General features: G+C 69.1%; 18 protein-coding genes. 8 read left to right on the top strand and 10 right to left on the bottom strand.

The features are described from left to right. Positions 1-61 precede the first annotated feature (61 nt). From K3769_RS26600 to K3769_RS26590, 3 genes are all read right to left on the bottom strand, one after another. Positions 62-1,252, bottom strand: coding sequence for a uroporphyrinogen-III synthase (locus tag K3769_RS26600; RefSeq protein ID WP_372515172.1), 1,191 nt, complete (start codon positions 1,250-1,252; stop codon positions 62-64). Between the two features lie 207 nt (positions 1,253-1,459). Then, a complete protein-coding gene (locus tag K3769_RS26595) occupies positions 1,460-2,842 on the bottom strand; it encodes a nitrate/nitrite transporter (RefSeq protein WP_267028809.1) in 1,383 nt (460 codons plus the stop codon). Between the two features lie 181 nt (positions 2,843-3,023). Then, positions 3,024-3,461 (bottom strand): ATP-binding protein, encoded by a 438-nt coding sequence (locus K3769_RS26590; protein WP_267028808.1) that lies wholly within the window; start codon positions 3,459-3,461, stop codon positions 3,024-3,026. 226 nt (positions 3,462-3,687) lie between these two features. On the opposite strand from K3769_RS26590, the gene K3769_RS26585 reads away from it, so the two are divergent. From K3769_RS26585 to K3769_RS26575, 3 genes are read left to right on the top strand one after another with little or no spacing between them, the layout of a single operon-like run. Continuing rightward, a complete protein-coding gene (locus tag K3769_RS26585; protein ID WP_267028807.1) occupies positions 3,688-4,539 on the top strand; it encodes a helix-turn-helix domain-containing protein in 852 nt (283 codons plus the stop codon). A gap of 7 nt (positions 4,540-4,546) precedes the next feature. Next, positions 4,547-4,750: a DUF397 domain-containing protein gene (locus K3769_RS26580; RefSeq protein ID WP_267028806.1), complete on the top strand. Its 204-nt coding sequence runs from the start codon at positions 4,547-4,549 to the stop codon at positions 4,748-4,750. 28 nt (positions 4,751-4,778) lie between these two features. Beyond that, complete coding sequence (locus tag K3769_RS26575; RefSeq protein ID WP_267028805.1) at positions 4,779-4,967, top strand: DUF397 domain-containing protein; 189 nt, start codon at positions 4,779-4,781, stop codon at positions 4,965-4,967. Between the two features lie 255 nt (positions 4,968-5,222). On the opposite strand, the gene K3769_RS26570 is transcribed toward K3769_RS26575, so the two are convergent. The 7 genes from K3769_RS26570 to K3769_RS26540 form a co-directional block, all read right to left on the bottom strand. Continuing rightward, complete coding sequence (locus K3769_RS26570; RefSeq protein WP_267028804.1) at positions 5,223-5,873, bottom strand: hypothetical protein; 651 nt, start codon at positions 5,871-5,873, stop codon at positions 5,223-5,225. A gap of 77 nt (positions 5,874-5,950) precedes the next feature. Next, entirely contained in the window at positions 5,951-6,997 is a 1,047-nt protein-coding gene (locus tag K3769_RS26565) for a hypothetical protein (protein ID WP_267028803.1), read from the bottom strand. Next, a complete protein-coding gene (locus K3769_RS26560) occupies positions 6,985-7,644 on the bottom strand; it encodes a hypothetical protein (RefSeq protein ID WP_267028802.1) in 660 nt (219 codons plus the stop codon). Before K3769_RS26560 ends, K3769_RS26565 begins: the two co-directional genes overlap by 13 nt. A 561-nt stretch (positions 7,645-8,205) precedes the next feature. After that, the gene (locus K3769_RS26555; protein ID WP_267028801.1) at positions 8,206-9,453 is read right to left on the bottom strand and encodes an acyltransferase family protein; all 1,248 of its coding nucleotides are present in this window, start codon (positions 9,451-9,453) and stop codon (positions 8,206-8,208) included. A gap of 161 nt (positions 9,454-9,614) precedes the next feature. Continuing rightward, positions 9,615-11,828 (bottom strand): bifunctional polysaccharide deacetylase/glycosyltransferase family 2 protein, encoded by a 2,214-nt coding sequence (locus K3769_RS26550; RefSeq protein WP_267028800.1) that lies wholly within the window; start codon positions 11,826-11,828, stop codon positions 9,615-9,617. Then, entirely contained in the window at positions 11,828-12,604 is a 777-nt protein-coding gene (locus K3769_RS26545) for a hypothetical protein (RefSeq protein ID WP_267028799.1), read from the bottom strand. Before K3769_RS26545 ends, K3769_RS26550 begins: the two co-directional genes overlap by 1 nt. 470 nt (positions 12,605-13,074) lie before the next feature. Continuing rightward, positions 13,075-14,064 carry a LysR family transcriptional regulator gene (locus tag K3769_RS26540; protein ID WP_267028798.1) on the bottom strand — a complete coding sequence of 330 codons (990 nt, stop codon included), beginning with the start codon at positions 14,062-14,064 and terminating at the stop codon, positions 13,075-13,077. Between the two features lie 83 nt (positions 14,065-14,147). Here K3769_RS26540 and K3769_RS26535 point away from each other — a divergent pair, with 83 nt between their 5' ends. From K3769_RS26535 to yicI, 5 genes are all read left to right on the top strand, one after another. After that, a complete protein-coding gene (locus K3769_RS26535) occupies positions 14,148-15,464 on the top strand; it encodes an MFS transporter (RefSeq protein WP_267028797.1) in 1,317 nt (438 codons plus the stop codon). Between the two features lie 395 nt (positions 15,465-15,859). Then, a complete protein-coding gene (locus K3769_RS26530) occupies positions 15,860-17,164 on the top strand; it encodes an ABC transporter substrate-binding protein (RefSeq protein ID WP_267028796.1) in 1,305 nt (434 codons plus the stop codon). Next, positions 17,161-18,147 (top strand): carbohydrate ABC transporter permease, encoded by a 987-nt coding sequence (locus tag K3769_RS26525; protein WP_267028795.1) that lies wholly within the window; start codon positions 17,161-17,163, stop codon positions 18,145-18,147. Before K3769_RS26530 ends, K3769_RS26525 begins: the two co-directional genes overlap by 4 nt. Positions 18,148-18,175: 28 nt before the next feature. Next, a complete protein-coding gene (locus K3769_RS26520; protein WP_267028794.1) occupies positions 18,176-18,997 on the top strand; it encodes a carbohydrate ABC transporter permease in 822 nt (273 codons plus the stop codon). Positions 18,998-19,040: 43 nt separating this feature from the next. Then, positions 19,041-21,362 (top strand): alpha-xylosidase, encoded by a 2,322-nt coding sequence (gene yicI / locus K3769_RS26515; RefSeq protein ID WP_267028793.1) that lies wholly within the window; start codon positions 19,041-19,043, stop codon positions 21,360-21,362.

The following is a 21,362-nucleotide window of genomic DNA, read 5'->3' as shown; positions in this document are numbered from 1 at the left end:
CGTGTCAGGCGCCGACGTACATGTCAGAGGTCGACGTGCGTGTCAGAGGTCGACGTGCGTGTCAGGCGTCGGCGTATTTGGAGTCGGCGGCCGGGTCCAGGGCCAGCCGGTAGCCGCGCTTGACGACGGTCTGGATGAGCTTGGGCGTGCCCAGGGCCGTACGCAGCCGGGCCATCGCGGTCTCCACGGCGTGCTCGTCCTTGCCGGCGCCGGGCAACGCCCGCAGCAGGTCGGCCCGGGCGACCACCCAGCCGGGCCGCCGGGACAGCGCGCGCATCAGCGACATACCGGCGGGCGGTACGGGCCGCAGGACGTCGTCCACCAGCACGGCGTGCCCGCGGATCTCCACCCGGTGCCCGGCGATCGGCAACGTCCGCGCCCGGGAGGGCAGTTCCTTGCACAGCACCTGTACGAGGGGGCCGAGCCGGAAGCGTTCCGGCTGGACCGTGTCGATGCCCCTGGCCTGCAGCGGCAGCGCGGTGACCGGGCCGACGCAGGCGGGCAGCACGTCGTGGTTGAGGGCGGCGAGCAGTTCGGGCAGCAGCCCGCGGTCGTCGGCGCGGCCCAGCAGGGAGGCGGCGGCCGGGGCGCTGGTGAAGGTGAGCGCGTCGAGGCCGCGGCTGATCGTGGCGTCGAGCAGCCGGTCAAGGGCCCCGATGTCCTCGGGGGCCATCCACCGATACACGGGCACGCCGACGACATCGGCGCCCGCGGCCCGCAGCGACTCGACGAAGCCGGGCAGCGGTTCGCCGTGCAGTTGGACCGCGATGCGGCGCCCGTCCACTCCTTCTTCCAGGAGGCGGTCGAGCACTTCGGCCATGGATTCGGAGGAGGGGGACCATTCCTCCGTCAGCCCCTGGGCGCGTACCGCACCTTTGACCTTGGGTCCGCGGGCGAGGAGTTCGACCCTGCGGAGTACGTCGAGCAGCTGCTCACCGAGTCCCCAGCCGTCGGCGGCCTCGACCCAGCCGCGGAACCCGATCGCGGTGGTCGCGACGACGATGTCGGGCGCCTGGTCGAGCAGCTGCTTGGTCGCCGCCAGGAGTTCGCTGTCGTCGGCCAGGGGCACGATGCGCAGGGCGGGTGCGTGCAGCACGGCGGCCCCGCGCCGCTGGAGAAGGGCGCCGAGTTCGTCGGCACGACGGGCGGCGGTGACGCCGACGGTGAATCCGGCGAGCGGCCCGTGCTCCTGCCGGCCGCGGCGGTCCTGCTGGTCCGGTTGCTGATCCGGTTGCTGCGGTTCCTCGTGGATGAATGGCTTGGATGGCATGGATGGCATGGATGGCTCTCGTCCCGCTGGAGTGGTGTTCGTCCGCGTCACCCGCTGGGTTGGGGCGCCCCGCCTGCCCGCCTCACGACGGACGACCGAGCCTGTCAATCATGCGTGACAGGCTCGGTTCCGCGTGATGTCGCCCGTGTTACGTCACGTGTCGGGCCGGGTGCCGGGCCGCGTGAGGCGTCACACCTCGGCGTAGCTGAGCTGCGTCTTCGTCTCCGACGCGGTCGGGGCGGTCGACGCGGAGGCGGCCGGGCGGCGAAGGTATACGGCCCAGGTGACCGCGAAGCAGGCCCCGTAGAAGGCGAGGAAGGCGACGAAGGCCCCGGTGCCGGAACCGACGCTGAGGAAGGACTGCCGGAAGGCGAGGTTGATACCGAGTCCGCCGACCGCGCCCACGGCACCGATGAGCCCCATCGAGGCCCCCGACAGCCGCCGCCCGTACGACGCGGCATCCTCGCCGGTCAGCCCCTTGGCGGCGGCCTTGGCCTGGAAGATGCCGGGGATCATCTTGTACGTGGAGCCGTTACCGAGCCCGCTCAGCACGAACAGCACGATGAACGCGGTGGTGAACAGGGCGAGCGACTTCTCCATGGAGGCAACCACGATGACGGCGGTCGCGGCGCCCATGCCGACGAAGTTCCACAGGGTGATGCGGGCGCCGCCGTACTTGTCGGCGAGCCAGCCGCCGACGGGCCTGATCAGCGAGCCGAGCAGCGGCCCGATGAAGGTGACGTACGCCGACTCCAGAGGCGTACGCCCGAACTGTGTCTGCAGTACGAGCCCGAAGGCGAAGCTGTAGCCGATGAACGACCCGAACGTCCCGATGTAGAGGAAGGACATGATCCAGGTGTGCGGGTCCTTCACGGCCTCGCGGGCGGCGCCGGTGTCGTTCCTCACGGACGTGATGTTGTCCATGTACAGAGCACCGAGCACGGCGGCGACGACGATGAGCGGGATATAGATCCCGAGCAGCAGCCGCGGCCCCCCGTTGGCCCCGATGACGGCGAGCCCGATGAGCTGCACGACGGGTACGCCGATGTTGCCGCCGCCGGCGTTCAGTCCGAGGGCCCAGCCCTTCTTCCGCAGTGGGAAGAAGGAGTTGATGTTGGTCATGGAGGAGGCGAAGTTCCCGCCCCCCACACCGGCGAGCATGGCGCAGACGAGGAAGGTGCCGAAGGACGTCCCGGGCTCCATCACCACGAAGGCGGCGACCGTCGGGACGAGCAGCATGGTGGCCGCGATGATGGTCCAGTTCCGGCCACCGAAGCGGGCGACGGCGAAGGTGTACGGCACCCGGACGATGGCGCCGACCAGGGTGGCCATCGAGATGATGAAGAACTTGTCGGCGGGGGTCAGCCCGTACTCGGGCCCCATGAAGAGCACCAGGACCGACCAGAGGGTCCAGATCGAGAACCCGATGTGCTCGGAGAGTACGGAGAAGAAGAGGTTCCGGTGGGCGACCTTCTCCCCCGTCTCCTTCCAGAACGTCTCGTCCTCCGGGTCCCACTGCTCGATCCAGCGGCCCCCCTTGCGCGTCGCGATGCTGCTGCTCGGGGCTGTCATCTCACGCCTCCACGATTTCCTCCGGGTGGTGTTCCCGAAGGTAGGGAGGCCGCGTTTCGGCCCTGTGCGTTCGCGGGTGACCACGGGGGAACGTTGCTCTCACCCCGCGGCGGGTGGCGTGGTGAGGGTTTTGCGCGGCGGTTCCGTCAGCGGGTCTCCCGGCGGATCGGGCAACGGGCCCTCAGACCTCGAACCACAGCAGCTTGCCGGCGCCGCGTCCGAGCGGGCCGCTCCCCACGGACCAGCCGCCCCAGGAGGTCGCGCACTGCTGCACGAGGAGCAGCCCGCGTCCGCGCTCCGCGTTCAGCGGTGCCGGCGCGGCCCGGCCGCCGGGAGGCTCGTCGAAGGGTGCGGGGACGTGGGGGCTGCTGTCCCACACGCCCACGCGCAGGCGCCCGTCCCCCAGGGCGGTCAGCCGCAGCGAGGCGGGCCCTTTCGTGTGCCGGTAGGCGTTGGTGACGAGTTCGGACGTCAACAGCTCGACGAGGTCGCGGGTTTCGGCCACCCCGTGCCCGTGGAGTGCGGCCCGCACGGTCATACGTGCGACGCGGGCGGCCCGGGGGTCATGGGGCAGCCGAAGGGCGTACGTCCAGGTGTCGGGCGGGGCTACGGTGACCATGGGTCCTCCAGGAGGAAGGGGAGAGGTTTCCGGCTCGCACAACGTCGGCGCCATGCGGTGGCAGTGCCTCATAGGGTGCGCTTCCGGCTTGGGGGCGCGGGCAGTTGGCGATACGGTCTTAAGCTAGCGCGCCTCGGGAGATACATCTCCCAGAGTGGCGATATTCATCCCTGATTACCTCGTGTGGGGTACCCCGAGTGCCGCGACGCGACCGAGAGGAGGCGTCTTGCCGCCCACCAGCACCCCGACGCTTCGCCAACGCCGCATGGGCGCCGAACTCCGCAGACTCCGCGAGCGGGCGGGTCTGACGGTCACCGGCGCCGCCGCATTGCTCGGCGTCAACCAGGGCCGCGTCAGCATGATCGAAACCGGTCGCAGCTCTCTCAGTGCCGACCGCGTCCGCGCCTTGGCCCGCTCGTACGACTGCGCGGACGAACGGCTCGTTGACGCCCTCGCCACCATGACCGGTCGGCGGGTCCGCGGATGGTGGGAGGAGTACCGCGATCTACTTCCCGCCGACCTACTGGATCTGGCCGAGCTGGAGCACCACGCCACCGCGCTACGCGTGGCTGTCACCGTCCACATGCCAGGCTTGCTACAGACCACGGAGCATGCCCGAGCGGTGATGCGCGAAGCGGTCCCGCCGCTACGGTCGTACGAGATCGAGCACCGCGTCTCGCACCGCGCGAAGCGCCAAGCCGTCCTGTTCGAGGGAGTCGCGACGCCGTACACGGCCATCGTGCACGAGGCGGCGTTGCGGATGGGCTTCGGCGGCCCAGAGATCAGCCGGGCGCAACTCGCCCATCTGCTGGAAGCAAGTGATCACCCCACGATCGCCGTCCTGGTCATCCCCTTCGGGGAAGCGGGGTTCCCGGCCTCCGGCCAGCCCATCACCTGCGCCGTCGGTCCCGAGCCGGGGCTCGACACCGTCGTTCTGGACACGGATCACGGTTGCGAGTTCCTCGACGCGGAGGCGCAGTTGCAGCGCTACCGCTCCGTGCTGGACCGCATGGAATCGCGGGCCCTGCCCGCACCGAAGTCCCGAGACCTCATCCAGCGCATCGCACAAGACCTCTAGGAGACCCATGCGAGAACTCACCTGGCAGAAGTCGTCGTACAGCGCCGAAGCGGCCAACTGCGTCTACGTGGCCGCCACGCCCACCGGCGCCGTCCACCTCCGCGAGAGCGACGCGCCCGACACCACCCTCATAACAACCCGCGCCCACCTGGACGAACTGATACGCAGCCTGAAGGCACAGCCGTCCCCGATGTCACGCGCACTGGGCTGACTTGCGGAATCTCCGAGAGAAACCGCCCATGCCCGCCATGAACTGGCAGAAGTCCACGTACAGCGGCGACAGCTCGAACTGCGTCTATGTCGCCACCACACCCACCGGCGCCGTACACCTCCGCGAGAGCGACGCGCCCGATCGCACGCTCATAACAACCCGCGCCCGCCTGGGCGAACTAATACGCGCCCTGAAGGCGCAGCCCCCTGCTCCCTAAGATCACAGATCACAGACACAGCTGGCGTCAGAGAGTTCGGGTGGGCGAGAGCAATCGGCCGAAGCCAGGGTTCTCGCCCGAGAGGCCTCACCGGCACCCCAGCCAACCACCGCTGCACGAACACTCCGGGAGAAGGCCCCCACGCGATGCGCCTGGGCCCCGCCCCGACGAACTGAACACCGACGCCGTGCCCCGTATGTGCCGATCAGCTCCGGTGGGTACGGGACACCCTGCGTCCAGCAGTGTGGGGCTACTTCAGGGCTGACACTTGGCACTCCCCTGCTGCGAGGTGATCTCCTGAATCACCCAGACACCCTTTTCGTTCTTCTTGAGTGATGTCTGGTAAGCGACGTAACTCCGCGCGGTAACGGGAGTCTTCTTGACCTGCTTTCCCTTGAGATACATGACGTACGCCTTGCCCTGATCCTCGCAATAGCTGAGAGAAGCCGTTCCCTTGCCGGCGACGGCCACGTTCGGGTCGTAGAAACGGTAGGCACCCGTGGTGCGAGCCTTGTTTTTGACGTAGTTCTGGATGAACTGCTCAGTCCCCGCAGCCGCCTCTCCCTCGTAATAGAAAAGGTACGGCTTGTCCAAGGCGTCCTGATTGGCGATGGCCAGATCAACGGCCTTGATGGACTGCTCACTGTCGCTCAGAACAGCGTCCTTCTCCTGGTCACCGGTCTTCGGCCACGCGAAGGTATAGGTCAGATCCGCAGGCAGCTCGATCTTCGGGCGATCCACGGCAACGGCAGCTGACTGGGACGCGGTCGGCGAAGCGGCCTTCCGCGTACCGGTGGCGGCGCCCGCGCCCTCGTCGTCGGCGCTGTCACTACCGCAGGCGGACAACGTCAAGGCCGCGGCGGCGGTCAGCGTGATCGCTGCGCGCAGGGTGGAACGGCGGTTCACGAACGGCTCCTGGTGAAGGCGATGTCAGAGCAGAGCGGCCTGCACACCGTCGGAGACGTCGTGCAGGCCGCTCCGGCTCAGCGGTTGATCGACTGGATCTCCTGCACGATCACTTCCTGATCGGCTCCAAACTCGCCCGGAGGAAGGTCCTGCGGGTCATTGACTCCGGTGCCCGTCCACGAAATCTTCCACGTGACCGTCGCCTGGAGCTTGTACGAGCCGTCGCCCGAAGAACGCAGATACTTCACACCGCACGGCGGGGTCTCGCCGGCCTTGCCCTTGGCGTAGGGCTCCCCGATGCGGCCGTCGTTGCCGATCGCACACTCGCCGGAAGCCGGGTAGGTCTGTGCGTCGCCGGTGCCCGGCTCGATCTTGAGGGAGACCGGCTCGGCGGTGGTGGTCGCCTGGAGGCCGATCGCGGGTATGGACGCCGTGACCGAGACCGGCTTGAAGTCGGCACCGTCCAGCCAGGCCCAGGTCGGCAGGTTCACCTTGGTCGTGCCCTCGGGGGCCAGGTCGATCTCGGTGCCGGGCACGCGGATCTCGGCGTACGCGAGCTGGGCCAGCATCTCCGGGGTGATGGCGTTCTGGATCCCGGGCGGCGGGGCGTCGCCCGTGTCCACCCAGAACGGGGGCTCCGTGCACTTGTCCCAGCCGGGCGGATAGCTGTCGTTGACGTACGAGTCCCAGAAGTAGCCCTTGCCGGTCTTCTCCTTGTTGAAGTCCTTGTACTCGCCACCGTTGACGTACTTCTCGCGCTGCTCGGCGTCCCACTGGTCCCCTGTCGACCCCGCCTCCCAGATCGGCTCCATGTATGCCTTGAGCTGTGCCGGGGTGTACTTGGGGGCGTACCAGCAGGCGGGCGGGGTCCAGGTCGTCGTGGGGCTCACGGCCCCGACTGAACCGCCGCTGCCGTTCTTGGAACGGTCGTAGACGATCGCGCCGACGGAGGCGTTGATGGTGTCGCCGTCGGCACCCCCCGACGGACCTTTGCCCGGACCAGCACCGATTCCCCCTTTACCGGGATTCTGGGTGGCAACGGCTGAGGGAGAGAGGGTCCAGAACACCGACCCAGCCACGATCGTGATCGCGACAAGACGCTGAAGTCTGATCACGGCTGGCACCTGTCGGCCCCACGAGTGGACGAAATCTTCACGAGCTCCCAGACCCCTTTCTTGTTCTTCTGGACCTGCGCTCCATAGGCGATGTAGCTGTCCTTGGTGACCTTGCTTCCCTTGATTTCGTTGGTCTTGATCACCTTACTGAAGCCCTTGCTCTCGTCACCGCAGTAGCTGAGCGAAGCGCTGTCCTTGGAGTTGACCGTGACCTGCCGGTCGAAGAAGCGCACGGTTCCAGTGACCGTCCAGCCGGCATCCTTGAACGCCTTCACCCACTCCTCGGACGCAGCCGCGCCTTCGCCCTCCGTGTAGTACTCAAGAGCAGGCAGCCGGGGGTTCTGGGCGACGATGGCGGCGTTCAGCGCACGAGTGAACTCCGCGTTGTCCTTCAGGACTGCGGACTTCACGGCGTCACTCGCCTGCTCAGGCGTGAAGGTGAGCTTGACGTCCGACGGCAGCTCGATCTTCGGGCGCCCGGCTGCAGCCTCTTCCGAAGCGGTCGGCGAAGGTGACTTCTCCTTGCCGGTGTCGGCGCCCGCGATCTTGTCACTGTCCTTGTCCTTGGGGTCGCTGTCGCCACCGCAGGCGGACAGCGTCAAGGCCGCAGCGGCGGTCAGCGTGATCGCTGCGAGCAGAGTGGGACGGCGGTTCACAGATGTCTCCCGTGAGGCGAAGGCGGCTTGAGGGCAGCCACGCTACCGAGGGGCCGGGAGACGACACCAGTGCGAACTTCGGCAAAGCGAAGCTCGTGGCGAAACTGCAACGACCAGGTTGCACGGGCCGGAGGTTCGTTGACGCCCGTGGTTGTCGCTTGGAGCTGGTACGAGCCGTCGCCCGGCGAGCGCAGCTACCTCACACCGCGCATCGGATCTCGTGGGCCTTGGCCTTGGCCCGGGGTCGCCGACGCGGCAGTTGTTGCCGATCGCACACTCGTCGCCCTCACCGCTCCGAAACCGACGGCGCCCACTCGGGGCCACACGTAGCTTCGGCTTCAGGTACATGTCGTAACCCTTGCTCTGGTCCTCGCAGTACTCGAGCGAGGCGCGGGGCGTGCCCGACGGCAGCCCGATCTTCGGGTGGGCCGCGGCAGTCGAGGCGGTCCTGGTCGGCGACGCCGACGTCTCCGTGCCCGTGGTGAAAATCCATCGGGCCACCCGGAGCGATCCGGGCGGCCCGATGTCCATCGGCAGGCTCGTCTCAGCGAGTGTTCGTCCTCAGGCTCGGTGCGCCCTCGCACCTGTCTTCGTCCTCGCCTTCGGGCGCTTGCTCTCGCTGCCGTCCGGCCACAGGCGTGGTTTGCGCTTGGCCGCCACGTCCTCCATCCAGCCGAAGGCGACGACGCAGGCGCCGATAAGGATCCAGACCATCAGGAGGACGGGCCACGGGCTCTCCAGCAACCCCGCGTAGTGCTCCGACAGCACGTCGAAGCCCCACAGCTGATCCCACAGCGTCGCAGCGACGAGGATGCAGATGTTGTGCCAGAGGTAGATGGTCACGGCTCGGGAGTTGAGCAGGGTGACCAGCCTGTCCCAGTGCCGCAGCACGCGTGGCCACTCGGGCCACGAGGGGCTGAAGTGCAGGAGCAGCATCACCGTCGCGAACGACCAGAGGGACTGCGCGAACGGGAGGTCGTCGAGGTCGTGCCCCTCCTTGAACCCGTGTGTCAGCGCGTACCACAAGCCGTAACCGGCCACGAACGGCACCACGGAGGGGACGATGTAGCGGGGAAGGCGCTGCAGGATGCCTTCCTGGTGCGCCATCCCGAGGATCCAGCAGGCGCCGAACGTGCTGAAGTCCGTGACGGCGGAGTCGATCCGCACGCTCGGGATGTGCAGCCAGCCGAACTCCAGGGCCGCGGCCACGGCGATGGGCGACACGATCGTCGGCCACGGAACGGCGCGCAGGAGCTTCAGGATGAAGGGCGACAGCAGCACGTACCAGAGATACGCGCGGATGTACCAGAGCGGGCCGGCGAGTTCCGCCGCCCAGTCGTCGCCGATGATGCCGTGGATTCCGGAGAGGCCCTCGGCATACGGCGGATCGCTCAGTGGAAGGACCCAGTAGGTCAGGTGGAGCCACCACCAGGCCGGGTGCCCTTCCGAGTCCGGCCCCCAGCCCTGGATCAGCATGCCCGTCACGCCGATCGCGCCGAGGAGCCACAGCGGAGGAAGCAACCGACGCATACGGCTGCGCACCACCTGCAGGGGCGGGCGCTTGAGGGAACGCGCCATCAGGTTGCCCGCGAGCGCGAACATCACGCCCATGGACGGGAACACCACGGGGAGCCACGCCCAGCCCATCAAGTGGTAGAGGACGACCCGGAACAGGGCGATCGCACGCAGCAGGTCGAAGTAACGGTCCCGCACGGGCCCTCGTCTGGTGGCCTTCGCGTCGTCGGGCACCGGGGGCGGCGGCACGTCCGTGAGCAGCGCCGTGTCGGAGGCACGGAACGGGGCGTTCATGTCCTGGACTTCCTGAGTCGTTGTCGCACCGTTCGTCAGTCCCGGTGTCGTCGTCAGTCCCGGTGTCGCCGGAGTGGGGTATCCACCGGGGTAGGGCGCGGACGGTACGTCGACCCGCGGGTTCGTGGTGGGGCCGTGTCCGCCGTGGCCGTGTCCGTGTGTCATCCGACGGGCCTCCGGTCGTTTCCGGTGCCGCTCTGCGCACGCTGTCGGGGCATGGGTGCGGGGGCGCCCGCGGCGCCCGGGGCCGAGCCCACCACGCCCGTGCGGCGCAGTTTCTGCCAGCGCAGCCGGCCGCCGGTGAGGGCGGTGATCCAGGACTGGAGGAGGACCACGTACATGAGCTGGCGGTACAGGATCTGCTGCAGGGGCAGCGAGACGAGGTGGGTCATGCGTTCCTTGTCGAGCCGGAAGGCGTACGCGGCGCAGATCGCCTGGATGGCGAGGACGCCCAGCCAGGCGCCGATCGTCTTCTCGGTGGGGCCGAACACGATCCCGTACAGCAGGAACACGTCGATCAGGGGGGCCAGGAGCGGGGCCAGGACCATGAAGAAGGAGATCAGGGGCAGGCCGACGCGGCCGAAGCGGCCCGAGGGGCCCCGTTCGATGAGCGCCTTGCGGTGCTTCCAGATCGCCTGCATGGTGCCGTACGACCAGCGGTAGCGCTGGGACCACAGCTGCTGGACGGACTCGGGGGCCTCGGTCCACGCGCGGGCGTCCTCCGCGTAGACGACGCGCCAGCCGTCGCGGTGCATGGCCATCGTGATGTCGGTGTCCTCGGCGAGGGTGTCCTCGCTCATGCCGCCGACGCGTTCGAGGGCCGAGCGGCGGAAGGCGCCGACGGCTCCGGGGATCGTCGGCATGCAGCGCAGCATGTCGTACATACGGCGGTCGAGGTTGAAGCCCATCACGTACTCGATGTGCTGCCAGGCGCCGATCAGCGAGTCGCGGTTGCCGACCTTGGCGTTGCCCGCGACGGCGCCCACGCTCGGGTCGCCGAAGGGCTGCACCAGTTCGCGCACGGTGGCCGGCTCGAAGACGGTGTCGCCGTCCATCATCACGATGAGGTCGTACTTGGCGTTGGCTATGCCCCGGTTGAGGGCGGCGGGCTTGCCCGCGTTGAGCTGGCGTACGACGCGGACGTTCGGCAGTCGCAGGTTCTCCACGATGCGGGCGGTGCCGTCGCTCGAACCGTCGTCGACGACGACGACCTCGATGGGGTGTTCACTCGCCACCAGCGAACGCACGGTGGCCTCGATGCACTTGGCCTCGTTGTAGGCGGGGACCAGCACCGAGACGGGTTCGGTGACCGGCCGTCCCCAGCGGAAGTTCTTGCGGCGCACGCGCCGGGCGTGGGCGATCGAGAGGACGAGCATCAGGCCGAAGCGGGTGATGACCAGCGTGCCGATGACGGCGAGGCAGACGACGAGGCCGTCGGTCGTCCTCTCGGAGAGCTGCACCGCCCAGGTCCAGGCCTTGCCCTTCCACAGGTCGAGTCCGGTGACCTGGGTGTGGGCGCTGGGGGCGCCGAGCGCTCCGGTGAGGTTGTCGAACTCGTACCCCTGCTTCTGCATCTGCGGCAGGAAGCGGTCGAGTGCCTCGACGGTCTGGTGGCGGTCGCCGCCCGAGTCGTGCATCAGGACGATGGCGCCCTTGCCGCCCTTGGGGGTGGCGTTGCGGATGATCGTCTCGACGCCGGGCTTCTTCCAGTCCTCGCTGTCGGTGTTGTTGACGACGGTGAGGTAGCCGCGGCTGCCTATGTACTCCGTCACCGGCCACGACTTGTTGTCCATGGCGTCGGCGAACGAGGAGTACGGCGGCCGGAACAGCGACGTACGGATGCCGGCCGCGCCCGCGAGCGCCAGTTGGTTCTGGGACAGCTCCCGGTCGATGCGGCTCTTGGACTGGAAGGACAGGTCGGGGTGGTTGAAGGTGTGCAGGCCGATCTCGTGGCCCTCGTCGACCATGCGCTGGACGAGGCCCGGGTAGCGGGAGGCCATGGTGCCGGTGACGAAGAACACCGCGTGCGCGTCGTGCTTCTTGAGGACGTCGAGGACCTTGGGGGTCCACTCGGGGTCCGGGCCGTCGTCGAAGGTGAGGACGAGGTGGTGCTTCGGCACGCTGATGCCGGCGGTGCGGTCACCGCGGGTGTCGATGACCGGACCGCCGTCGATGATCTTCTCGGGTACGCGGTCGGTGGCGGCCTCGGGCTGGATGCGGTGGTCCGCGAGTATCTCGCTGTGTACGTACCCGCGCAGCATCAGCATCGCCATGAGGGCGAGGAGGATGAGCGAGGGCAACAGATAGCGCATGGGCAGGCGTCGGCGCCGGACGGCGCCCCGGCCCGCGCCGCGCGTGCTGGTGCGGCGTGCCATCAGAGGATGTTCTCCGGGGAGGAGGGGGACGGGGGGCTCGGCTCGATGGGAGTCGGCTCCGCCGTGAGCGGGGCGTCGGCGACGTCGTTGGTGTCGTTTCCGGCGGGGGTCCCGGTGGTGGGGCCGTCCGTGACATCGGTGTCGGTCGGTTCCGGCTCGGGGTCCGGTGACGCGGGGACTTCGTCGGTGGGGTCCGCCCCGGGGTCGGGCGAGTTGTTGCTGCCCGCGGCCGGCTTGGTGGTGCTGGCGGAGGGTTTGGGGCCGGCCGAGGTGTCGGGCGCCTTCGCGCTCGCCGAGGTGTCGGCCGGGAGGCTGGCGCCGGGTGACGGCGTCGTGCCTTCGGTGCCGGAGACGCTCGCCTCGGGCGAGGCGCTCGCGGAGCCGGACGGGCCGGCGGAGTCGGTGGGCACCGGCGAGGGCTCGACCTGGCCGGCCGGTGCGTCCTCCTGCTGGTCCTTGATGGGCAGCCAGGGGGCGTTCGAGTTGCCCGATACGAGGGTGATGAGGATGGCCACCGCGTAGACGGCGCAGGCCAGGCCCACCGCCATGCCTATCCGGCGGTATCTGCGGCTGCGGCGGCCCGTCTCGTCGACGAAGACCGGGCCGTCCGATCCCTCCTGGGCGCCGGGGGCACCCTTGGCCTGCTGGACGAGCCAGTCCTCCAGCTGCCGTCCCACACCGTCGAGCTGGACCGTGACCTCGTGCGGGTCATGGGTGTGCTCGGGGTGCTCGGACTCCTGCCAGGAGTCGTGGGCGTCGTCCCGCTGTCGCGGCACGGCCGCGGCGGCCTCACGACGGAACCAGCTGTCGGACGCGACCCGCGTATCGGACGCACCGGGGCCACCTGGCCCGACGGGTGCAACCGGGCCGCCCATGACCTCGGTCGCGTCCGTGCCACCGGCCTGGCCGGAGCCGGAACCCGAGCCCGAAGCGGATCCGGAACCGATATGGAAGGGCTGATCAGGACCATTTCGAAGCGACCGGCCCGCCTCATCACGGGCCGAGCGGTCGTCGCCACCCGCACCGGGCTGATCGGAATCATTCCGACCTGGTTGAGCGTCTTCTGGCCAACTTTTCACGCGCACGTACATCCCCCCACGGGAATCGTTCTGGGGTGGCACGTGCGACCCGGATACTCGCACGTCATCGTCCGGAACCGGACCCCCACCCGGTCCCAGCGCCCCCTTTACCACACTGCACCCGGGCCACGAATGTATCGCACGTAGCCATGAGTGAGGGTTCTGTGTCAGATCCGACTCATCATGATGAGTGCATCTGTGGCCGGAATCCACCCCTCGGAAGGTCGCTCCAGCCATCCTTCGTCCGCCGCGAGGCGCGCCGCCGCGGCTCTCAGTGCCGCAACTCCACGATGCACCAACCCCTTTCGCCACACCAAAGACACCGGTGACAACGGAACGGGGTCCACCAGGGGACGCAGCGTTGAACCGGGCATGGCCGGAAAGTCCACCACCGCCAGAACAGGTGTTCGCATCTTGGCCATGATCCTTCGGAACTCCTCCCTGCCGACGGCGAGCGGCGCGGGCGAAGCCACCTCGATCCCGTGTCCCTCGAAAAGCTGACGGGCGAGGTCGGTCCACTCAAGCGTCCGGGGGTTCCCGGCCCCCGCGTACACCCGCTCCCCCGCCAGGGCGTCGAGCGGTACGGCGTCCAGTGCGGCCAGGGGGTGGTCCTCGGGCAGCACGACGGCCATCCGCTCGTACCGTACGGGCTGCTGCTCCAGGCGGGCGCGCACCGCGGGGTCGAGGCCGGCGAACCGGCCGAAGGACGCGTCGAGCCGGCCGGCCAGCAGCTCGGCCGCCGCGCCGGTGAGGCCGCTCTCGAAGCGGGCCATCAGTTCGCAGTCGGGGGCGAGTTCGCGGGCCAGGGCCAGGATCCGGCCGGAGACGAGGCCGGGGCTGTTCACGTCCACGAGCAGGGGTCGTTCGGTGCCCGCCTTCCCCAACGGCCCGGTCCGCCCGAAGGCCGCGAGCAGGTCGTCCTGCGCCTCCAGGGCCCGCCGGGCGTGGGGCAGCAGCCGCTCACCGTCGGGGGTGAGCGTCACCTGCCGGGTGGTGCGTACGAAGAGGTCGGCGCCCAGTTCCCGTTCCAGGCGCCGGATGTCGCGGCTGAGGGCCTGCTGGGCGACGTACAGCCGGGCCGCCGCGCGTGTGAAGTGCAGGTCCTCGGCGACGGCGAGGAAGGCGCGCAGCAGCCGGGGGTCGAGGTGGGCGGACATCGGGTGAACTTACATCGTGGGTGTGTGAATCGGTACGGAGAAGGTGTTGGACCGCGTGGGGCGGGGCGGGCGAACGTTGATCCATGCCGCCTCAGTCGTCCCGCCGCCGCGAGAAACTGCCGCTGTCGCCTGAGCCGTCGCCGGTGCCACCGCCTTCGGCCTCGACCTCGCCCTCGCCCTCGCCCTCGCCCTCGCCCTCGAGGAATCCCTACCGTCGGCTTTTCGCCATTCCTGGTGCGCGGGCGTTCACGATCGGGAATCTGATCGCGCGGCTCCCCATGGGGATGTTCAGCGTGAGTGCCGTGATCATGATCGCGGGGACGCGGGGGTCGTACGCGCTCGCCGGTGCCGTCACCGCGACCGGACTGGCGGCGACGGCGGTCGTCGCGCCCTGGACGGCGCGGCTCGTCGACCGGCACGGGCAGGCCCGGATCGCCGTACCCGCGACCGCGGTCGCCGCGCTCGGCTCGCTCGCGCTGCTGCTCTGCGTCCGCCTCGGGGCGCCGGACTGGACGCTGTTCGCGGCGTACGCGGCCACGGCGACCACGCCCAACACGGGAGGGATGTCGCGGGCACGCTGGGCCCACCTCCTCGAAGGGGACCCGGTCCGGCTGCATACCGCGAACTCCTTCGAGCAGGCCGTGGACGAGCTGTGTTTCATGTTCGGGCCCGTGCTGGCAGCGCTGCTGTGCGGGGCGCTGTTCCCGGAGGCGGGCACGCTCGTCGCGGTCGTGCTGCTGCTGACCGGCGTGCTGGTGTTCAGCGCCCAGCGCTCGACGGAGCCGCCGGCGCGGGGGCGTACGGAAGCCGGTTCCGCGTCGCCGCTGCGGGCACCCGGGATACCGCCGCTGCTGGTCGGATTCCTTGCCACCGGCGCGGTGTTCGGGTCGATGGAAGTGGTGACGATCGCGTTCGCGGACGCACAGGGGCACCGGACGGCGGCCGGGGTGGTACTCGCCCTGCAGGCGGCGGGGTCGTGTGCGGCGGGGCTGCTGTACGGGGTGCTGCGGCTGGGCGGGTCGGTGGAGCGGCGGTTCCTGTTCAGTGTGGGCGCGATGGTGCCGCTGATGTGCCTGCCGTTGGTGGCGGCGACGCTCGGGAGTGGCGGCGGTCTGGTGACGCTCGGCGCCGCGCTGCTGCTCGCGGGGATGGCGACCGCGCCGACGATGGTGACGGGGATGACGCTGTTGCAGCACCGGACGCCTGCGGAGCGGTTGAACGAGGGGATGACGTGGGCGGTGACGGGGTTGTTGGGCGGGATCGCGTGCGGGTCCGCCTTGGGCGGGTTCGTGGTGGAGCGTGCGTCTGGCGTGGCCGGCTATGGGGTGCCGGTCGGGGCGGCGGGGGTGGCGCTGCTGATCGCGCTGACGACGGGGCGACGCGATGCTCCCCGCCCGTGAAAGCTGGGCGTCACATCAGGCGACGACCCGCCTGGGGTCACCCGCGCAGTTCCCCGCGCCCCTAAAAAAACCAGGCCAGCCACCAGGTGACGGGTCGGTTCCGGTTACCCGCGCCGTTCCCCGCGCCCCCAAACAGACCAGGGCGGCCCCCATGTGGCGGGCCAGCTGACGTGATCCGCGCAGTCCCCCGCATCCCCATCCGCACCGCGCCCACCCCGTCCGACCGACCGAACGCCCGCCCCAATTCCCGCGCACCCCATTGACTCCCCCGGAGCCCCCACATACGTTCCCCCGTCGAAGCGCTTCGACGGCCTACGTCGAATCGATTCGACGCGCGCACCCCGCAAGCGGCGCGTGTGGTTCCGATACCCGTCCGACTCCCCCGGAGGCACAGGATGTTGACGGCACGAAGGCGCAGGCGCGTGATGGCGGCGGCAGCCGCGGTGGTGAGCACCACCCTGCTGCTGGCCTCCTGCGGCGACTCGGACAGCGGGTCCGGCGGCGACGGCAAGACGCTCAAGCTGTGGCACTACGAGAGCCCGGACAGCGCCATGGCGGTGGCCTGGAACGCGGCCATCAAGGAGTTCGAGAAGACCCATCCCGGGGTCAAGGTGAAGTTCGAGGAGAAGGGCTTCGAGCAGATCCAGAAGACCGCCCCGATGGTCCTCAACTCCAATGACGCCCCCGACCTCATGGAGTACAACAAGGGCAACGCGACAGCCGGCCACCTCTCCCAGCAGGGCCTGCTCACCGACCTGTCCGCGGAGGTGACCAAGCACGGCTGGGACAAGAAGCTCAGCGCGGGCGTGCGCACCACCAGCCAGTACGACGCCAAGGGTGTGATGGGCTCCGGCAAGTGGTTCGGGGTCCCCAACTACGCCGAGTACACGATGGTCTTCTACAACAAGGACCTCTTCAAGAAGTACGACATCGCCGAGCCGAAGACGTTCGACGAACTGACCGCCGCCATGGACACGTTCGTCGCCAAGGGCATCACCCCGCTCGCCAACGGCGGTGCCGAGTACGTGGCCCACCAGTACCTCTACCAGCTCGCGCTGTCGAAGGCCGACCGCGCCTGGGTGGACTCGTACCAGCTCTACAAGGGCAAGCCCGACTTCCACGACGCCGCCTGGACGTATGCCGCCGAGACCTTCGCGGACTGGGTGAAGAAGGGCTACATCGGCAAGAGGACCACCAGCGCGAAGGCCGAGGACGCCGGGGTCTCGTTCATGCGGGGCAAGAGCCCGATCCTGTTCTCCGGCAGTTGGTGGTTCGGCCGGTTCGCCGCGGAGAACAAGTTCGACTGGGGCACGTTCCTGTGGCCCGACTCGAACCTGACCCTCGGCTCGGGCGGCAACCTGTGGGTGGTCCCCAAGGGCGCCAAGAACAAGGAACTGGCGTACGACTTCATCGACATCACCATGTCGAAGAAGATCCAGAACCTGCTCGGCAACAAGGGCGGCGTCCCGGTGGCCGCCGACCCCGCCGCCATCACCGACCCGCGCTCCAAGGGCCTCATCGCCAACTTCAACACCCTCTCCGAGCGCGACGGCCTGGCTTTCTACCCCGACTGGCCGGCCCCCGGCTTCTACGACGTCCTCGTCTCCGAGACCCAGAAGCTGATGACGGGGAGCGCGAAGCCGGACGCCTACCTGGACGCGGTGAAGGCGGCGTACGACAAGGGCGTACAGGACCGATGACGTTCACCGTCGACGAGCGGGGCGGGCGGAGGAGCGCGGTCGTCGAAGCGCGTCACCAGTCGAAGGGCACGAAAAACAACCGACCGCCCCGCGACTCCTACGCCCTCTTCCTCCTCCCCGGCGCCCTCGCCTTCCTCGTGATCGTCGTCGTGCCCTTCCTGATGAACACGGGCGTGAGCTTCACCGAGTGGCAGGGCGTCGGCAGCCCGAAGTGGACCGGGCTCGCCAACTACCGGGAGCTGATGGACGACGCCGAGTTCTGGGCGTCGTTCCGGCACAGCCTCTTCATGGTGGTCTCGATGGCGGTCGTACCGACCGTCCTCGGGCTCGTCCTGGCCGCCGCCCTGTTCGACTTCGTGGGCAAGCACTTCGGCAGCAGGATCGCCGCCGTGCTGCGGGCCTGCTTCTATCTGCCGCAGGTGCTCCCCATCGCGGTCGCGGGCATCGTCTGGAGCTGGATCCTCGCCCCCGAGAACGGCTCGCTGAACGAGCTGCTGAAGGCGGTCGGGCTCGGCGGCCTCCAGCAGGACTGGCTCGGCGACCCCGACCTCGCGCTCTACAGCGTCATGGGCGTGATGGTCTGGGTGCAGCTCGGCTTCCCGCTCGTGATCTTCATGGCGGGCCTGCAACGCGTCGACCCGCAGCTGTACGAGGCCGCCGAACTGGACGGCGCCGGCTGGTGGCGGCGGTTCTGGCACGTCACGCTGCCGCAGATCAGACCCGAGATCTACGTCGTGCTGCTCTGGTGCACGATCGCCGCGCTCAAGGTCTTCGGCGCGGTGTACGTGCTCACCAAGGGCGGACCCGGCGGTGCCACCGACGTGCCCTCGTACTTCTCGTTCACCACGTTCTTCGAGAAGACGCAGGTCGGGTACGGCGCCGCGATCTCCACCGTCCTCACCGTGATCGTCCTGCTGCTCGCCGTGGTCGGCCTGAAGCTCCAGACCCGTGCCGAGGACGCCGAACAGGGAGTCGTGCGATGAGCAGCACCGAGAGAGGGGCAGGTGGGTCATGACCGCCCTGCGCCGCTACCCCGTCCTCCTCGCCCTGGTCATCGGGGCCCTGTTCATGGTCCTGCCGTTCCTGATCGTCACCGTCAACGCGGTCAAGTCGCCCGCCGAGTACTCGGCGAACGGCCCGCTGAGCCTGCCCGAGGGCGTCTACCTCGACGGGCTCAAGGACTTCTGGGAGCGCGTCGACTTCGGGCAGAAGCTCGTGAACTCCATGCTGATCAGCGGGTCCGTCGCCCTCGGCGCGGTGATCCTCTCCGTCCTCAACGCGTACGCGATCGGCATCGGGCGGATCAAGGGCCGCACCTGGGTCCTCGCCTTCTTCGTGCTGGCGAACATGCTGCCGCAGGAGGCGCTGGTCTACCCGGTCTACTACCTGAGCAAGGAAGCCGGCCTGTACGACACCAGGCTGAGCGTGATCATCGTCTTCACCGTGATCCAGGCCGCGTTCGGAACGTATCTGCTCGCCTCGGTCCTCGGACAGTTCCCGCGCGAGATCATCGAGGCCGCCCGCATCGACGGCGCGAACAAGTGGCAGGTGCTCTGGCGGATCGTGGTGCCCGTCAGCCGGCCCACCATCGGCGTGCTCCTGGTCTTCTTCTTCATCTGGACCTGGAACGAGTTCCTGCTCCCCCTCGTGATGCTGATCTCCAACGACAACCAGACCGTGTCGGTGGCGCTCGGCGTCCTCCAGGGCCAGCGCCTGATGGACGCCACGATGACGAACGCCGCCGCGCTCCTGGGCGTCCTGCCCGCCATCGTCTTCTTCCTCGTCTTCCAGCGGACGCTCACCCGCGGTATCGCCGTGGGCGCCGTCAAATGACCGTGAGCCCTCAACCCTCAACCGCCGAACAAGGGGTGTGCGCGTGAAGTTCACCGACGGCTACTGGCTGCTGCGCGAGGGCGTGACGGCGGCCCACCCGGTCGAGGTCCTCGATGTGAGCGCCGGATCAGGGGCCCTGGAGATCCACGCGCCGACCCAGCCCATCCGCCACCGCGGCGATCTGCTGAAGGGACCGGTCGTGACCATCGGCGCGCACGCCCCGATGCCCGACGTCATCGGCGTCACGTTCACCCACTTCGAGGGCGAGGAGCCGAGAGGACCGCAGTTCGAGCTCAACCGGCTCGCGGGGGAGGAGTTCCAGGCCCACGCCGAGTACGACGACGACTCCGCCACCCTCACCGCGGGCGCCCTGTCCGTCCGGGTCAGCCGCACCGGCCCCTGGCACGTGGACTTCCTCGCCGACGGCCGCACCCTCACCAGCAGCGGCCCCAAGGGCATGGGCATCATGCGCGACACCGGCAGCGGCGGCCACTACCTGCGGGAGCAGCTGAACCTGGGGGTGGGCACGCACGTCTTCGGGCTCGGCGAGCGGTTCGGGCCGCTGGTGAAGAACGGCCAGGTCGTCGACATGTGGAACGCCGACGGGGGCACGGCCACCGAACAGGCGTACAAGAACGTGCCGTTCTATCTGACGGACGCGGGCTACGGCGTCTTCGTCGACCACCCGGGGCGGGTGTCGTTCGAGGTCGGCTCGGAGGCGGTGTCACGGGTCCAGTTCAGCGCCGAGACCCAGCAGCTGACGTACTACGTGATCTACGGGCCGACGCCCAAGGACATCATCCGCAAGTACACGGCCCTGACCGGCCGGCCCGCGCTGCCGCCCGCCTGGTCGTTCGGGCTGTGGCTGTCGACGTCCTTCACCACCTCGTACGACGAGGCGACCGTCAGCTCCTTCATCGACGGCATGAAGGAGCGTGAACTGCCGCTCTCCGTCTTCCACTTCGACTGCTTCTGGATGCGCGAGTTCAACTGGTGCGACTTCGAGTGGGATCCGCGGGTCTTCCCGGACCCGGCGGGGATGCTGGCCCGCCTCAAGGAGCGTGGGCTGCACATCAGCGTGTGGATCAACCCGTACATCGCACAGCGCTCGCCGCTCTTCGCGGAGGGCAAGGCGCTCGGGCATCTGCTGCGGCGGCCCGACGGCAGTGTCTGGCAGTGGGACCTGTGGCAGCCGGGCATGGCGCTCGTCGACTTCACCAGCCCGGCCGCCCGCGAGTGGTACGCGGCCAAGCTGGAGGCGCTGCTCGCGCAGGGCGTCGACTGCTTCAAGACCGACTTCGGGGAGCGGGTCCCGCTCGACGTGGCGTACGCGGACGGCGGCGACCCCGAGCGGATGCACAACTACTACGCCTACCTCTACAACCGGACCGTCTTCGACGTGCTGCGCAAGCACCGCGGGGAGGGCGAGGCGGTCGTCTTCGCGCGCTCGGCGACCGCGGGCAGCCAGAAGTTCCCGGTGCACTGGGGCGGCGACTGCGAGGCGACCTACGAGTCGATGGCCGAGTCGCTGCGCGGCGGACTCTCCCTCGGGCTCTCCGGGTTCGGCTACTGGAGCCACGACATCGGCGGTTTCGAGGGCACGCCGACCCCGGCCCTCTTCAAGCGGTGGCTGGCCTTCGGACTCCTCTCCTCGCACAGCCGCCTGCACGGCAGCTCCTCGTACCGCGTGCCGTGGCTCTTCGACGAGGAGTCCGTGGACGTCCTGCGCCTGTTCACCCGCCTGAAGCTGCGCCTCATGCCGTACCTGTACGAGGCCGCCCGCACCGCGCACGCGCAGGGGGTGCCGATGATGCGCGCGATGGTCCTCGAATTCCCGGACGATCCCGGGTGCGCGCATCTGGAGCGGCAGTACATGCTCGGCTCCGACCTGCTGGTCGCGCCGGTGTTCTCCGACGACGGGGATGTCTCGTACTACGTGCCCGAGGGCGCCTGGACGCACTTCCTGACCGGGCGGACGGTGACCGGGCCGCGCTGGGTGCGCGAGACGCACGGCTTCTCCAGCGTGCCGCTCCTCGTCCGGCCGGGCGCGGTGATCCCGGTGGGCGCCGTCGAGGACCGCCCCGACTACCCGTACGCCGACGGGGTCACCCTCCACGCGTACGGTCTGGCGCGCGGCGCGCAGGTCACGGTGGTCGTGGACGGGGTGACCTTCACCGTCGTACGGGAGGGCGACACACTGCGGGCCTCGTCCAGCGACCCGAAGGCGCCCTGGGCCCTGACGGCGGGCGACCGGACCGCGCGGGCGGCGGCCGGGACCGGATTCCTCTCCCTGGAACTGGAGTCGGAGCCGGAGCCGGAGCCGGAGTCGGAGCCCACGGGCGGTCCGGGCCGGGAGCGGGGCTGA

The sequence above is a fragment of the Streptomyces ortus genome, assembly GCF_026341275.1.
Taxonomy (GTDB): Bacteria; Actinomycetota; Actinomycetes; order Streptomycetales; family Streptomycetaceae; genus Streptomyces; species Streptomyces ortus.
Note: the sequence above shows the minus strand (reverse complement) of the source record. Positions and strands in the feature narration are given on the sequence as shown.